Source organism: Staphylococcus sp. EG-SA-18, assembly GCF_017151825.1.
In the GTDB taxonomy this organism is placed as follows: Bacteria; Bacillota; Bacilli; order Staphylococcales; family Staphylococcaceae; genus Staphylococcus; species Staphylococcus aureus.
In genome coordinates this window covers 1-14,046 of record NZ_JACYVY010000046.1, presented here as the reverse complement: position 1 = coordinate 14,046, position 14,046 = coordinate 1, and the positions used below count along the sequence as shown (strand labels likewise).

The following is a 14,046-nucleotide window of genomic DNA, read 5'->3' as shown; positions in this document are numbered from 1 at the left end:
CACTAATATAATGTGTCAGTAACGTGGTTTTACCACTACCCAAAAATCCGTTAATTATGGATATTCTTATTTTTTCATCTTTATTATTTTTCATTTTATATTCTCTTTTCTATTACAGTTATTTTTAAAAATGATAACATATATATTAAATTATCTTTTTGCTTGATTTAATCAAAAATATCTTCTAAACTTTAAACATACTTTAATTTTAGCATGGCATTGAATCAAAGAAAGTTGTGAATTAATAAACAATCAACTTTTTAATGATTACCAATCCGAAAAGAGAAAAAAACGGATAGTATGTCTGGAGGAGAACTTTAATGTCTGATCAACATAATTTAAAAGAACAGCTATGCTTTAGTTTGTACAATGCTCAAAGACAAGTTAATCGCTACTACTCTAACAAAGTTTTTAAGAAGTACAATCTAACATACCCACAATTTCTTGTCTTAACAATTTTATGGGATGAATCTCCTGTAAACGTCAAGAAAGTCGTAACTGAATTAGCACTCGATACTGGTACAGTATCACCATTATTAAAACGAATGGAACAAGTAGACTTAATTAAGCGTGAACGTTCCGAAGTCGATCAACGTGAAGTATTTATTCACTTGACTGACAAAAGTGAAACTATTAGACCAGAATTAAGTAATGCATCTGACAAAGTCGCTTCAGCTTCTTCTTTATCTCAAGATGAAGTTAAAGAACTTAATCGCTTATTAGGTAAAGTCATTCATGCATTTGATGAAACAAAGGAAAAATAATTAACTTTTGTCATGACAATTAAAGTAATGTTTAGAATTTATTAAGAATAGAAAAACAATTAGCACGCGTAAGCTTGTTAGTTAAAAAACTGCTTGAAAGGTTTCTTAGCCTATCAAGCAGTTTTTTTATGCATTATATTGAATCATATTCCATAAAGCACCTTGATTAGCGAGTAATTGTTGATAGTTTCCCTTTTCAACTATTTTACCATTTATCATCACAATGATGGTCTCAAAACGTGACAATAAAGTTAAATCGTGTGTAGCAACAATTAATGTTTCTGCATGTGCTTCAATTAAATCCATAACTTTTAAACTATTTTGTTTATCTAATGCAGTTGTTGGTTCATCTAAAATCCATGTTGATGCAGTATCTTTTAATAACATCCTTGCAATCGCTAAACGCTGAATTTCTCCGCCAGATAATGTATGACCATCTAAGTCAATTTGACGTTCTAGTGCCAAATGTTCTAAATCTAATTGCTTAAATATTGCTTGCACCGCTTCATCTTTTTCATCGGTAAATAAATTTTGACGTATTGTACCATCAAATAATTGTTGAGATTGTAGCAAGACATTTAACGATTCAAACTTATCTTTGTCATCTATTTCAAACATATCCATATTTTCGAAACGAATAGAGCCACTATCTAATTGATATAACCCAGCCATAATTTGTAGTAATGTACTTTTTCCTGAACCAGAAGGCCCCACAATCGCAATCTTTTCGCCTCTATTAACATTAAAATTAATATCCGACAACACATACGTTTGCTGGTTCCAATACTTAAAACTAGCGTCCTTAACTTCATAAATGTTCGTTGCATCATACTTATCATTAAGACGGTTTTTTCCATTAGTAGAAGGTACAGATATCACTTCATTAATATCATGCAATGCATGGTCAGTATCCGCTTTATAATACGCGACATTTGTCATTGGTACAGCTTGTTCAAATAAAGTTAAGACCATTAAAACTATACTCGTCATATAAATAATATTTAGTTGGCCTGCATTAATTTGAATTAATCCTAGAACTAAACTACCAAAAATCGAAAGCATAGCAATAATATTTAATATAAAATCATAAATCGTTAAAAAGCGTTGCTCTTTAAGTTGTAATTTATCAAAATGATTTAATTTAGCCATCAAATTATCTCGATAATGATTAATTTGATTAAATCGACGTAGTTCATCCATACCAGCTTTATAATCATAAAAATGATTTAAAAATCGGGCCTGTTCATTAGCTGCATGTTTCTTTAAAGTACGTGCTTTTTTTGAGCTTAACCAAGGAACAACGAGTAAAGTAAACAACATGCTAACCATAATCAATAGCGCATGGCCGATTGAAATGAACGCCAAAACTATGACTGTAACTAGCGCTGTCAAACCGATGACGACTGGTGGATAATAAACACGTAAATATATATTTTGTAATGCCTCAACACGACTAATCATACGTGAAATTAAATCACTAGAACTCAGTTTACGGTAAACATTAGGAATGACATTTACTAATTTACCGAAAAACTGTACCCGAATATCACGTAGCATTGTAAATGTAGCTTTATGAGAAATAAGGCGCTCTACGTATCGAGTAATAGCTCTTAAAAACCCAAACAATTTTACTGTAACGACTAAAATCATCAGAGCGTATAGTGGCGCACCAAGTGCACTTTGTGTCACCATATAACCACTTAAGAAAAACATGGCGAGCGCAACTAAACTTCCACAAACACCAACAACTATAGCTAACAATAAATCCTTATCTACTTGAAATTTTAGTCGTGTTTTCATAAGTCATCACCATTTTCTGTTATATTTACTGAAATATTGCGATCATCAGCAATCAGTCTTCCATTTTCTATATACAAGCGTCGTTGTAAATGGCGAATTGTATTATCTCTATGTGCAATGACAATCATCGTTGTATCTTTAAAATGTTGAAACAGAACGTTCTGAATCATGTGTTCTGTTTGAATATCTAAACCAGTTGCAGGCTCATCAAATATAACGAGATCTGGCTTCATAACTAAAAGACGGCAAAGTTCTATGCGTCTCATCTGTCCACCAGATAACATTTCGCCTCCTTCACCTATTATTGTGTTAATGCCTTTTGTGAAAGATTGCACTTTGTCTAATAAACCTACTTCGTCTAGCACTTCTTCAATAGTATTATTTTCTATATCTTTAAACATCGTAATATTCTCTTTTATAGAAGCACTGAAAATATATGGCTGTTGACTAAGTATTCCTATATTTAAATCACGCTGGTTTGTACTTATAGTACCTATTGTTGGCTGATAAACACCTGCAATTAGATGTGTCAAAGTGGATTTACCTGCCCCGCTTGGACCTACAAGTGCAATTTGATCACCATTATATATTTCCAAATTTAAATCATTTAATACCAATCTATCAGAATTATCATATCGAAATGATATGTCTGTTAACTGAATAAATGGCTTTTGATTTTCCTCATACTTTAATAGAAATTCATTATTATTGTTCGGTTGTTCTAAAAACTCAAACACAACGTCACTGGCACCTTCACTTTGTTTTCCAGTATGGAACGCTTGCCCTAAGTCCTTAATTGCATTATAAAATTCAGGCGCTAAAATAATCGCAATTGCCGCAGTTTTAAAATCAATATTATGAAATACTACTAAGCTTAGCGTTGCTTCCAATGCAACCAATCCAATACCTAACATACTTATAAATTCGAGCATTAATCCCGATAAAAAAGCACTGCGTAAAATGCGCATTGTTAAAGTTCTAAACTGAGTACTATCGTCGTAAATATGCTTCTCTGTTTGCTCTGTACGATTAAATAGCTTTAACGTCACTAAACCTTTAGCAATATTTAAAAACCGTTGACTAAATTGATTCAAATAAGTCATTTGATCTTTTGACTCATCTCGCGTTTTCAAACCGAAAATAATATAAAACAAAGGAATAAATGGTGCAGTTATTAACATAATTAATGCGGTATTGAAATGGATGAAAAACATTGCAATGATTATGATGAGCGGAACCATCATTGATTTGAACACTTGAGGCAAATAACTCTTATAAAAAGGTGCTAAACCATCAATGTTTTCTGTGAGTATAGTCATTTGTTCACCGATTGGATGACCATTATTTTTATAAATAACCCGCTGTCTAAGCATATGCTTAACTTTAAATGCTAATGTATCACCTAACCATTGATTTAGAAATTGCACAGTTGCTCTTAAAAGTAAAACACCTAATAAAATAAATAATACAATCCATAAACCTTGAAATTGATGTCTTATAATTTTAGCTAAAAAATCTGCTATTAAAATATTTTGCGTTATAACGAGTATGCCGAGACCAGTACTGACCAAGAACATGAGTACCGGAAAAATTTTATATTGAAACAGTATTATTGTTAATTTTTTCACAATTATATCACCTAAACCTATTATAAAAGGTTTTCCTTAAAATCAAATTAAATAGCTCAATAAAATATTGTAGTTTTACATGTAAAAGAAAATGAATATATACATCTTTAGTCTAGTATTATAACTATAACTAGCATGTCTTTAAATGAATATGCTATCATGATATGGTAATTTTGATATTTAAATAAATTAAATTGAGTAATGAAAGTGGGTACATTATGTTTATCATTGAATTAATAAAAGGTATTATCTTAGGGGTCGTCGAAGGATTAACAGAATTTGCACCTGTTTCCTCTACTGGACATATGATTCTAGTTGATGATATGTGGTTAAAATCATCTGAATTTTTAGGTTCTCAATCAGCATTTACATTTAAAATCGTCATCCAATTAGGATCCGTCTTTGCAGCAGCATGGGTGTTCCGCGAACGCTTCTTAGAGATTTTACATATTGGTAAACACAAACATGTTGAAGGAGATAACAATCAACAAAGACGTTCAAAGCCAAGACGTTTAAATTTATTACATGTATTAGTGGGTATGGTTCCAGCAGGTATTTTAGGCTTACTATTTGATGATTTCATCGAAGAACATTTATTTAGTGTGCCAACTGTTATGATTGGCTTATTCGTAGGTGCTATCTATATGATTATTGCTGATAAATACTCAGCTAAAGTTAAAAACCCACAAACAGTGGATCAAATCAATTATTTCCAAGCGTTTGTAATTGGTATCTCTCAAGCAGTAGCTATGTGGCCTGGTTTCAGCCGTTCAGGCTCAACAATTTCAACTGGGGTATTAATGAAATTAAATCATAAAGCAGCATCGGACTTCACATTTATTATGGCTGTTCCAATTATGTTAGCAGCTAGTGGTTTATCTTTATTAAAACATTATCAAGATATTCAGATTACTGATATACCTTTTTATATTTTAGGCTTTTTAGCTGCATTTACTGTTGGACTAATTGCAATCAAAACATTCTTGCATCTAATTAACAAAATCAAATTAATTCCATTTGCCATTTACAGAATTGTATTAGTAATCTTTATTGCTATACTTTACTTCGGATTTGGCATTGGTAAAGGTATTTAATTTCCTTTTAAAATATAGACTGTCAATTAAGGAACCACTTGATTGGCAGTTTTTATTGTCTTCTTTTAAAAAAGATCTGAAATACTTAATAGTGATTCACTACTATCATCGTTTATATTGATGTATCATAGGGTATGTAAAATTAATAAAGTAATTATGGAGGCAAGATCTATGGATAAGAAAAAAGTCATCAAATTTATGATTAATGTATTACCAATTGTATTGGTACCGTTAATTGTTGAACGTAAACGTATCAAACAACATCCGGACGTACAAAAAGTTACAGATGCTACAAGTAAAGTTGCTTCAAAAACATCTGCAGCAATCAGTAACACAGCGAGTGATGTTAAAGAATATGTCGGCGATAAAAAACAAGATTTTGAAAATAAACGTGAACTTAAAAAGTTTGCTAGAGAACATGATCCTGCCTATATTGAGAAAAAAGGCGAAAAATTAGCTAAACAAAATCGTAAAGACGCTGATAAAATGAATAAAATACTTCAAAAAAATATCGAAAAGCGTCATAAAGAAGAGCAAAAAGCCCGCGAAAAGAATGAAATACAACGTATTAAAGATATGAAAAAATCACAAAAATACGAAGAAAAAGCAGGCTTAACACCTAATAAATTAGATGAGAAAACTGAGAAAAAAGGCGATAAACTAGCTGAAAAAAATCGCAAAGAAATCGCTAAAATGAATAAAAAGTTACAAAAAAATATTGAAAAACGACACAAAGAAGAACAAAAACGCCAACAAGAAGCTGATAAAGCACGCATCAAGTCATTTAAAAAATATAAAGATTATGTTGCCAAAAGCGCCTCTCAACAAAATAAAGAAAACAATACAGAGGCATAATTGTGACACATATTATTATTGATGGAGATGCTTGTCCTGTTGTTGATTCTATTATAGATTTAACAACTGAGACAGGCATTTTTGTGACAATTATTCGGAGCTTCAGCCATTTTTCGAACCAATTATATCCTCCACATGTATCAACATTATATGTTGATGATGGACCAGATGCAGTTGATTACAAAATTGTTCAATTATCAACGAAGGATGATATCGTAGTCACTCAAGATTATGGACTCGCAAGTTTATTAGTCGACAAAGTCTTAATTGTCATGCATCATAATGGGAAGATATACAATTCCAAAAATATTCAACAACTATTAGATAAACGATATATGAATGCACAAATTAGAAAACAAGGTGGTCGCCACAAAGGTCCCCCACCTTTTACAAAGCAAGATCAAAAAGTGTTTGAACAATCACTATTAAAAGTCATTCATCGAATTAAGGAGCTGGATTAACATGAAACGAATCGCAGTTTATTGTGGTGCAAGCAAAGGTCATGACCCTTCATATGTACAAAAAGCATACGATTTAGGTAAATATTTTGCTGAACAAGGTTATGAATTAGTATTTGGTGCAGGGTCAATTGGCATTATGGGTGCCATTCAAGATGGTGTATTAGATCATGGCGGCAAAGCTATTGGCGTCATGCCTAAAATGTTAGATGAACATGAAATCACAAGCCAACGTTTAACTGAATTAATTTTAGTTGATTCTATGCATGAACGTAAAAATAAAATGGCAGAACTTGCAGATGCATTTGTCATGGCTCCTGGTGGCGCAGGTTCACTAGAAGAATTTTTCGAAATGTATAGTTGGGCTCAAATAGGTATCCATGAAAAGCCTATTGCCATTTATAATATTAATGGCTTTTTCAATCCACTACAAACAATGATTGACCATATGATTGAGGAAGGTTTTATTGATCCTAAGTATCGTGCTCTTGCACCGTTATGCGACACTAAGGAATCATTAATTGAATCAATATTAAATTTCAAACCTCTGGGTACTCGTTCATACGATTAATCATTCTAAGGTTAAAAAATAAACAAACACCCCTAATATTGTTATCATCAGCTAAACAATGTTAGGGGTGTTTGTTACGCTTATGTATAAATTTTTCACTTTCGAAGATTAATGTAATAGCGCACTTGCCTTTTTAATAAATGATACTTACTTAGATTGGGTAATTCGAAATGATCATACACTGTCATGCCAATTTTTTCCATTACACGTTGTGAAGCTTTATTTGCTTCTGCTGTAAAACTATAGACATCGTATATTTGATGTTCTTCTGCTAACTTCAATGTTGCCTTTGCGCCTTCAGTTGCTAATCCTTTTCCCCAAAATTCTGGCAACAAGCGCCAACCTATTTCATAAAGCGGTAATTCTTTAAATGGATAATCGCTTGTTTCTGGAATATAATTCAAACCTATAAAGCCTATCCATTGATGGGACTCTTTATCTTCTACAGCAAATAATCCAATGCCATAATCTTTAATAACCGCATCCATAGTTCTCATATCTAATTCTGAACGACGATAACTCAATAAACTTGGAAAATATTTACGTACGTCATAATTCGCATTCATTTTTTGAAAAGGTAACAGATCATCTTCATGCCAGTCTCTTAATATTAAACGCTCTGTTTCACAATAAATCATCGATTGACACTCCTATATAATTTCTCAATAAAAAACACAAAATCGATATTTTGATCAACTTTGCGTTTTAGATAGCAGTTTATTTTGATTTAGAAATATAACTTATAAGTTCAACATGAACTGGCACTTCTTTTAAACGTGCTCTATCTGATTTCAGCGCAGTAAAAGTTGCATCTATAAAATCTTGTTGATGGTTTAAACGATATGTAGCAACAAAAGTATCTGTATCGGACTCAAAGTTTGGTAAATGTGCAATTACACGCTTAATTTCGCCAGTAGAATCAGCAATCGTATGTCCTGTAATATTTTCTAATTCTCTACCTAATTCTGGCAAAGTAATATCTTGACCCTCTAAAATTCTAAAATCTTGTTCATGCATGCCGTTTCTCTCCTTTATTAATTACGTTGTCTATTTTTACGTTCTGTTTCAATCATGACCACATTTTAATTAATACATACCCTTAAAATAAGGTTTAAAACGCTGTACCTTTCATCTATAACAAGTAAGCAATTCGATTATGATTGGTGTTTGTCATTAGCTTTTTGATCTTTATCTGCTGATGTAGGCTTTTTGTGATTATCTTTATCCGATGACTTAGTTTGATCTTTTGATTGCTTATCTTGTGATGCCTCTTTATCTTTATCTTTGTCTTTATTTTTGTCTTCGTCTTTTTTATCATCCTTGTTATCTTCTTTTGAAGGTTTTAAATCTTTCACTTCTTTTTCAAGGTCTTTTTGCTTATCTGCTAATTTTTCTTTTTCTTGTTGAAGCTTTTCTTTTTTGTCTTTTAATTCTTTATTTTCTTTTTGTAAATTATCGATATCCTTTTCCAGAGTGGCTTTCTCTTGACTTTTACCACAACCTGTTAAAAATAGCATGACCGCCATAATACTGATGATTAATTTCTTCATATAAAACTCCTTAACGTCATTAAATCTTTTTTAATTTTAACATGAATTAGCAACATAATCCTAATTCTAATCAATATCTTTATACATTTTCACATGACTCACTTGATAACCTAAATCTTTATTCAAAGATATCATTGGCAAATTATTTTTATGAATTGTATTGCTTATTCGCTTTGCATTCATAGTTTTTGCCCATTTTTCAAGCGCAATCTTCAGTTGCGTAGCTATTCCCAGTTTGCGAAATTGTGGTTCAACATATAGCAGTTCAATGTTAACCATACTTTTTTCATTACTAAAATGTCCCCAAATAAACGCTATTAATTGACCTTCATTTTCATATATATAAATTTTATCATTTGTATGTTCTAATCTTGAACATATCATCTCGTACCTAAGAGCAATACTCAGTTTAGTACATTTATAGTTGGATTCTACTTGCGACAATAATGTCTCATGTATATTAGCTATTTGCTTGATATAATTATGTTCATCTTTATTAAGTGTCCTCATTTTCCTCTCCAATATTAATCGTTATATTTATGCGTTTAATATGATATGATTGACCTTATTAATACTATAAAATCATTTCCATTTTAATTTGGAATTAAACATTTTTAAAGGAGCGCTTAAGTAACAATGAAAAGTACTGCGCAATTAACAAAAGAAAATAATGTTAAATCATTAAGATTAAGCAATACTGATAGAGAAATCTTCGAGAATTATATGACTTATATGCGCTCTGACTTTCGCGTCAACCCTCATGATACAGAGTTAATTATTAACCGTATACTCAAACAATTATTAAGCGCAGAACAACATGGTTTATTAGCCTTAGATTTTTTCAATCACGACCCAAAAGCACATGCAATAAAAGAACTAAAAGCGATGCCTAATGAAACATTTAAAAATATTTTTAAATATATCTATCAACACATCGTTCTATTAATTGGGATTGTTAGTTTTCTCAAAGGATTTTTAGGATTTTTCATGGAAAAAAATGGAAGTAATTTATATTTTGTTTCATTCCCGTTTTCAGTAGTCGTTGGATTCTTTATTGTCTTTTTATTTATATGGTTTAGTTTTAAAACAATACAACTGCAGTGTTTTAACAATTCAAATTGGATATGGATATTCACCTATTTAGCAATCATTCTACTAATTGTAGGATTTTTCTATGTATTCTTTATTCCACAATCATTACTTGCCTTTGGACCATATATTCAGGTAAGCAATTGGGTATTTATTATATTTTCATTTATAGTTATGCCTATTGGATTACGCATTGAAAGAAATATTTCGAAAAAACATTCTCATACATTTTTATAAACAAAAAGCTTATTACATCATATGCGAATTTGGTACTGTTAATGATAAAATCACTAAATTACAGTTACCGAAAAACATATTTTGCAATAAGCTTTTTATTAATTAATCAATAAAGCATCTATAAAGAACCATACAATCATTATAAACATAATGATTGCTTGAGCTATACTACTTGTTAAAAATGCTACGATTGAACCTATACTTACTTTAACTGCTCTTTCAAATGAATAGCCTTGTATTAATTCAACTATGAATACCAAAATAAAAGGTATAATAATAATTCCAAATGGCGGTAAAACAAAACATCCAATAACCACACCAATTAAAGCTGCATACTCTCCAAACTTAGAACCACCGAAGCGATTCACAAAATATTTATTAGCTAAAAAGTCGGCACATAAAATTAATATTGTTAGCAATGCCATAGATACATAAAACACCCATGATAAATGCTGATTATGAAAGCCAAATTGATAGATTAAAAAGCCAACCCATAATACTAAAACAGAAGGAATAATCGGCTTAATCAACCCAACAAATGCTAACATGAAGGCAGCGATGATAAGTAGCCATAAAATAATTGTCATGTTGATATCACATCCTCTTTTGTAATTTTTTGATTTTTAGTAAAGAATATAAGTATCATACCTAACATGATTGATGCTGCTGATACAAAAAATACATTTTCCAAACCTACCCAGTGACTCATAGCACCACCTAATAGGTTACCGCCTAACTGTCCAATAACCATTGCATTAGAAAATAGTGTTGAGGCGTATCCTGGAAAATCTGGTAAGATATCTTGGAAATAACTAATACCAATTCCTAAAAGAACCGCTAAGAAAATAGCTAAAAACACCTGTCCTGCTAACATCATATAGAAGTTTTTAAATACCCCAATGCTGAAGTAGAATAAACCACCAAAAATCGCTCCATAAATCAACAATGTTCGAGTCTGTAATCTAGATGATAAAACGCCAAGAATGATCATAAATGGCACTTCTAAACCAGCACATAAACTAGCTAAATAACCGACATGTTGTTCATTTTCTTTTAAATAATCAGTAACAAATAAAGGCATATTCATCGTATACATCCATTGTCCAATGTGTAATAAAATAAATGCAATAAATGGTAATAAAAGCGTTTTGTCTTTAAACATATTAGGAGCAATTTTTTCAACATGTTGTTGCGTACTAATAGGGTGTTTAATGTTTAAATCCTTATAGAAAAACACTTGAAGTACTAAAGTAAATAAAATGATACTTATTGTTCCACCAAACAATCCAGCATAGCCTTTTAAACCGATTAATTGGGCACCAATAAATGGACCAAATAAAAAGCCCAATGAGAACATTGAACGTAATACTGTGTTGGCAAATTGAGCTCTATCTTTAGAGCTTGAAACATTGATAGATTCTCTAGCAGATGCGTAAAGTTGGGGCATTGCTGGTGCAAATAATCCTTGGAAAATCGCATATAGTAATATGAATAACCAGATTGTATCTACAAAAAAGTATATTGAAAAACCAAGCGCACCCATTAATAATGCGAGAATAATAATAATTTTTCTATTAAAGTGATGCGTATCCGAAAATCTAGCAATAATTGAATTTACTGTAAACTGGCTAATCGCTGCAGATGCTAGAAGTAATCCATACTGATTTGTTGTCATACCTAAATCTTTAGTTGCAAAAAGAACAAGATATGGGACCGTAACCGCAATACCCATACCTAGTAGAAACATATTAGCAACAAAGAGTTTATAATTCTTTATTTGTAATAACGCTGCAAACATATCCATAACCCCGCTTCTTAGAGCCCCTTTTAATTTATTAATTAGGGGCTCTTATGCAGTTGGTGCGTTAGCATCCAACTGTATTCCTTTGTCCCCTTTTAATTTATTAATTAGGGGCTCTTATGCAGTTGGTGCATTAGCAATCAACTGTATTCCTTTGTCCCCTTTTAATTTATTAATTAGGGGCTCTTATGCAGTTGGTGCATTAGCAACCAACTGTATTCCTTTGTCCCCTTTTAATTTATTAATTAGGGGCTCTTTTGCTGTTGGTGCATTAGCAACCAACTACGTTCAATTTAACCGAATAGTTTAAAACTAAATACAAACCTTAAATTAGTCTAAAACTACGCCTTTGGTTGTTCAACAAAGCTCGCCATGAGATTTACAAAAGAATCAACTTGTGGCAATTGCAACATGCTCGGATCATAACTCATAAATGTCGAACGAATCAGCGGTTCATTATCAATTTCTACTTTTTCAAACTCAAATTGTTCTTTGCTGATATTTTTCATCATAATTTCCGGCAAAATTGTAACACCTACACCACTAATCAACATTTCTTTGCAAGTTGCTACTTGATCCACTGTAATAGTTGCATGGTAATCTTGTTCTAAATTATCGTTATACCATTGTTTTATTTGATTTATATAAATCGGATCAGCTTGAAACTCTATAAATGGTAACTTTGTAACATCATCTCGTCTATTTTTTGGAAAAATAAAATAATGATCATCATTAAATAAATGTGTGTTAGCTAAATTCATTACTTTATTTCCACGAGTTATCATAACATGATAATCTCTATGATTTGCTTTAATTTGTTCAGTTGAACCAACTTGCACTTGTATTTCAACATTAGGAAATTGGGCATTATATAGGCTCAAAACTTCAGGAAGTAAGGTTTGTCCAATCAAAGAAGAACACCCGATTGATATTGTTCCATTCACTTCACCAATATGTGCCTGCATTTTGTCAAAAAATAATCGCTCTCTTTTCAACATGTCACGGGCATGCTCAATAATCATTGTTCCTTCAGTTGTTGTAATCAATTGTTTTTTTGTTCTGATAAAAATATCTACTCCAAAAGCATTTTCAATAGCTTTTAGTCTTTGTGTAACAGCAGGTTGAGATATATATAAAATTTCAGCCGCTTTACGTAACGTTTTCGTTTCGTCTAATGTTATTAGTAAACGATAGTCTTCAATCTTCATAATTTCCCCCCATAAATTATTCAATTATTGAACTTTCATGACTACGAGCATTCAAGAGTTCATTACTAACGAATAATTTCACCAATTTTATTGGCATGGCTGCAGCTTGAATTACTTAGTTTTTCTTTTGTTGTTGGTGATTTTTAGTTTGATTATATTGCTTAGGCTTTATTTGTTTGCTTTTTTCAATATTAGTTTTATTTTGTGGCTTTTGATGATTTTTTTGAGCCTTTGCATTAATTTTATTAAAGCAGTACATGATTTTCTTTTGGAATCCTTTAAAATCATTTTCTAACTCTGCCATAATTTGATGTGCAATCATATATGCTTCATGAAATTGCTTTTTTGTAATTTGCTCACTTTCTAATGCAAACATTAAGTCATCTTCATCTACCAACTCATATTCACCACTTGGTAACGCTAAAACATCTAAACATAAATCTACTGTACGCGCATTACCTTTTTGCGTTATATTTTTGATATTTATATCAAAATAATATTCTAATGGATTGCCTTTATTATCAAACATTACAGTTATACTATAACGTTTCTTTTCAGGTAGTATTTGCAACCATTTATAATTGTCATCTGCGACAATGATATTTTGTCCAACTACCGTCACCTCTAAAGGATCACGAACCTTTTTCATCGTGACTAAGCCTATAATACCCTTAAACCTATTATTATTAACTTTTACCTCTGTGTATTCCCTATCAATTAGGCGACGCCAGTGACGTTTATCTATATACTTTACTTTCACAGTCACCAACTCCTTGTCATTATTATATAAAACTACATAAATGATGTCATGTCATGATACAGTTTTATAGTTTTTGTTAATCATATGAAAATATTTATTATTATTTTGATAAAGTCCGTATAATTGTGTAAAAGTAAAAAGGCCATATAACAGTCCTTTTACGGTACAATGTTTTTAACGACAAAAACATACCCAGGAGGACTTTTACATGACCCAAGTACATTTTACACT

At 31.3% G+C, this 14,046-nt stretch carries 17 protein-coding genes; 6 read left to right on the top strand and 11 right to left on the bottom strand.

Translation table 11 applies throughout. The features are described from left to right. Nucleotides 1-94: GTP-binding protein (locus IDG66_RS10775; RefSeq protein WP_274611359.1), on the bottom strand; the 94-nt coding region annotated here is incomplete at its 3' end. A gap of 226 nt (nt 95-320) precedes the next feature. On the opposite strand from IDG66_RS10775, the gene mgrA reads away from it, so the two are divergent. Beyond that, nucleotides 321-764: a global transcriptional regulator MgrA gene (mgrA, locus tag IDG66_RS10770; protein ID WP_001283444.1), complete on the top strand. Its 444-nt coding sequence runs from the start codon at nt 321-323 to the stop codon at nt 762-764. Between the two features lie 126 nt (nt 765-890). Here the strand turns inward: mgrA and IDG66_RS10765 are convergent, their stop codons facing one another. Together IDG66_RS10765 and IDG66_RS10760 are read right to left on the bottom strand one after the other, a co-directional pair. Then, nucleotides 891-2,564 (bottom strand): amino acid ABC transporter ATP-binding/permease protein, encoded by a 1,674-nt coding sequence (locus IDG66_RS10765; RefSeq protein WP_103143687.1) that lies wholly within the window; start codon nt 2,562-2,564, stop codon nt 891-893. Further along, the gene (locus IDG66_RS10760) at nt 2,561-4,192 is read right to left on the bottom strand and encodes an ABC transporter ATP-binding protein/permease (protein ID WP_000737051.1); all 1,632 of its coding nucleotides are present in this window, start codon (nt 4,190-4,192) and stop codon (nt 2,561-2,563) included. The genes IDG66_RS10765 and IDG66_RS10760 overlap by 4 nt, the downstream gene beginning before the upstream one ends. Nucleotides 4,193-4,410: 218 nt before the next feature. Between IDG66_RS10760 and IDG66_RS10755 the strand changes: the two genes are divergently transcribed. From IDG66_RS10755 to IDG66_RS10740, 4 genes are all read left to right on the top strand, one after another. After that, nucleotides 4,411-5,286, top strand: a complete 876-nt coding sequence (locus IDG66_RS10755) for an undecaprenyl-diphosphate phosphatase (RefSeq protein WP_000469892.1) — start codon at nt 4,411-4,413, stop codon at nt 5,284-5,286. Nucleotides 5,287-5,457: 171 nt separating this feature from the next. After that, nucleotides 5,458-6,141, top strand: a complete 684-nt coding sequence (locus IDG66_RS10750; protein WP_000358498.1) for a hypothetical protein — start codon at nt 5,458-5,460, stop codon at nt 6,139-6,141. 2 nt (nt 6,142-6,143) lie between these two features. Continuing rightward, nucleotides 6,144-6,602: a YaiI/YqxD family protein gene (locus IDG66_RS10745; RefSeq protein WP_000148828.1), complete on the top strand. Its 459-nt coding sequence runs from the start codon at nt 6,144-6,146 to the stop codon at nt 6,600-6,602. Nucleotide 6,603: 1 nt separating this feature from the next. Then, nucleotides 6,604-7,170 carry an LOG family protein gene (locus IDG66_RS10740; protein WP_000820892.1) on the top strand — a complete coding sequence of 189 codons (567 nt, stop codon included), beginning with the start codon at nt 6,604-6,606 and terminating at the stop codon, nt 7,168-7,170. A 95-nt stretch (nt 7,171-7,265) separates the two neighbouring features. On the opposite strand, the gene IDG66_RS10735 is transcribed toward IDG66_RS10740, so the two are convergent. The 4 genes from IDG66_RS10735 to IDG66_RS10720 all read right to left on the bottom strand — a co-directional run bounded on the left by IDG66_RS10735 (nt 7,266) and on the right by IDG66_RS10720 (nt 9,230). Beyond that, nucleotides 7,266-7,808, bottom strand: coding sequence for a GNAT family N-acetyltransferase (locus IDG66_RS10735; RefSeq protein WP_000638613.1), 543 nt, complete (start codon nt 7,806-7,808; stop codon nt 7,266-7,268). Between the two features lie 79 nt (nt 7,809-7,887). Continuing rightward, a complete protein-coding gene (locus tag IDG66_RS10730; protein ID WP_000545115.1) occupies nt 7,888-8,187 on the bottom strand; it encodes a hypothetical protein in 300 nt (99 codons plus the stop codon). 137 nt (nt 8,188-8,324) lie between these two features. Next, a complete protein-coding gene (locus tag IDG66_RS10725; protein ID WP_000733431.1) occupies nt 8,325-8,720 on the bottom strand; it encodes an SA0632 family lipoprotein in 396 nt (131 codons plus the stop codon). Between the two features lie 66 nt (nt 8,721-8,786). Continuing rightward, complete coding sequence (locus IDG66_RS10720) at nt 8,787-9,230, bottom strand: GNAT family N-acetyltransferase (RefSeq protein ID WP_001259678.1); 444 nt, start codon at nt 9,228-9,230, stop codon at nt 8,787-8,789. A gap of 126 nt (nt 9,231-9,356) precedes the next feature. Here IDG66_RS10720 and IDG66_RS10715 point away from each other — a divergent pair, with 126 nt between their 5' ends. Continuing rightward, nucleotides 9,357-10,046 (top strand): DUF1129 domain-containing protein, encoded by a 690-nt coding sequence (locus IDG66_RS10715; RefSeq protein ID WP_000842860.1) that lies wholly within the window; start codon nt 9,357-9,359, stop codon nt 10,044-10,046. A 98-nt stretch (nt 10,047-10,144) separates the two neighbouring features. Here IDG66_RS10715 and IDG66_RS10710 read toward each other — a convergent pair whose 3' ends face one another. The 4 genes from IDG66_RS10710 to IDG66_RS10695 form a co-directional block, all read right to left on the bottom strand. Next, nucleotides 10,145-10,633, bottom strand: coding sequence for a DUF456 domain-containing protein (locus IDG66_RS10710; protein WP_000152582.1), 489 nt, complete (start codon nt 10,631-10,633; stop codon nt 10,145-10,147). Further along, nucleotides 10,630-11,850, bottom strand: coding sequence for a sugar efflux transporter (locus IDG66_RS10705; protein WP_000367064.1), 1,221 nt, complete (start codon nt 11,848-11,850; stop codon nt 10,630-10,632). Before IDG66_RS10705 ends, IDG66_RS10710 begins: the two co-directional genes overlap by 4 nt. 338 nt (nt 11,851-12,188) lie before the next feature. After that, entirely contained in the window at nt 12,189-13,055 is an 867-nt protein-coding gene (locus IDG66_RS10700) for a LysR family transcriptional regulator (protein WP_000687412.1), read from the bottom strand. A 115-nt stretch (nt 13,056-13,170) separates the two neighbouring features. Next, entirely contained in the window at nt 13,171-13,815 is a 645-nt protein-coding gene (locus IDG66_RS10695) for a ribonuclease FAU-1 family protein (protein WP_000865624.1), read from the bottom strand. Between the last annotated feature and the right edge of the window lie 231 nt (nt 13,816-14,046).

What these genes read in the sequence shown, in the direction of transcription:
- IDG66_RS10740 (WP_000820892.1), top strand. Translation starts at nt 6,604, where the DNA reads ATGAAACGAATCGCAGTTTATTGTGGTGCAAGCAAAGGTCATGACCCT.
- IDG66_RS10720 (WP_001259678.1), bottom strand. Translation starts at nt 9,230, where the DNA reads ATGAGGACACTTAATAAAGATGAACATAATTATATCAAGCAAATAGCT.
- IDG66_RS10700 (WP_000687412.1), bottom strand. Translation starts at nt 13,055, where the DNA reads ATGAAGATTGAAGACTATCGTTTACTAATAACATTAGACGAAACGAAA.
- IDG66_RS10730 (WP_000545115.1), bottom strand. Translation starts at nt 8,187, where the DNA reads ATGCATGAACAAGATTTTAGAATTTTAGAGGGTCAAGATATTACTTTG.
- IDG66_RS10755 (WP_000469892.1), top strand. Translation starts at nt 4,411, where the DNA reads ATGTTTATCATTGAATTAATAAAAGGTATTATCTTAGGGGTCGTCGAA.
- IDG66_RS10725 (WP_000733431.1), bottom strand. Translation starts at nt 8,720, where the DNA reads ATGAAGAAATTAATCATCAGTATTATGGCGGTCATGCTATTTTTAACA.
- IDG66_RS10765 (WP_103143687.1), bottom strand. Translation starts at nt 2,564, where the DNA reads ATGAAAACACGACTAAAATTTCAAGTAGATAAGGATTTATTGTTAGCT.
- IDG66_RS10715 (WP_000842860.1), top strand. Translation starts at nt 9,357, where the DNA reads ATGAAAAGTACTGCGCAATTAACAAAAGAAAATAATGTTAAATCATTA.
- IDG66_RS10735 (WP_000638613.1), bottom strand. Translation starts at nt 7,808, where the DNA reads ATGATTTATTGTGAAACAGAGCGTTTAATATTAAGAGACTGGCATGAA.
- IDG66_RS10710 (WP_000152582.1), bottom strand. Translation starts at nt 10,633, where the DNA reads ATGACAATTATTTTATGGCTACTTATCATCGCTGCCTTCATGTTAGCA.
- IDG66_RS10705 (WP_000367064.1), bottom strand. Translation starts at nt 11,850, where the DNA reads ATGGATATGTTTGCAGCGTTATTACAAATAAAGAATTATAAACTCTTT.
- IDG66_RS10750 (WP_000358498.1), top strand. Translation starts at nt 5,458, where the DNA reads ATGGATAAGAAAAAAGTCATCAAATTTATGATTAATGTATTACCAATT.
- mgrA (WP_001283444.1), top strand. Translation starts at nt 321, where the DNA reads ATGTCTGATCAACATAATTTAAAAGAACAGCTATGCTTTAGTTTGTAC.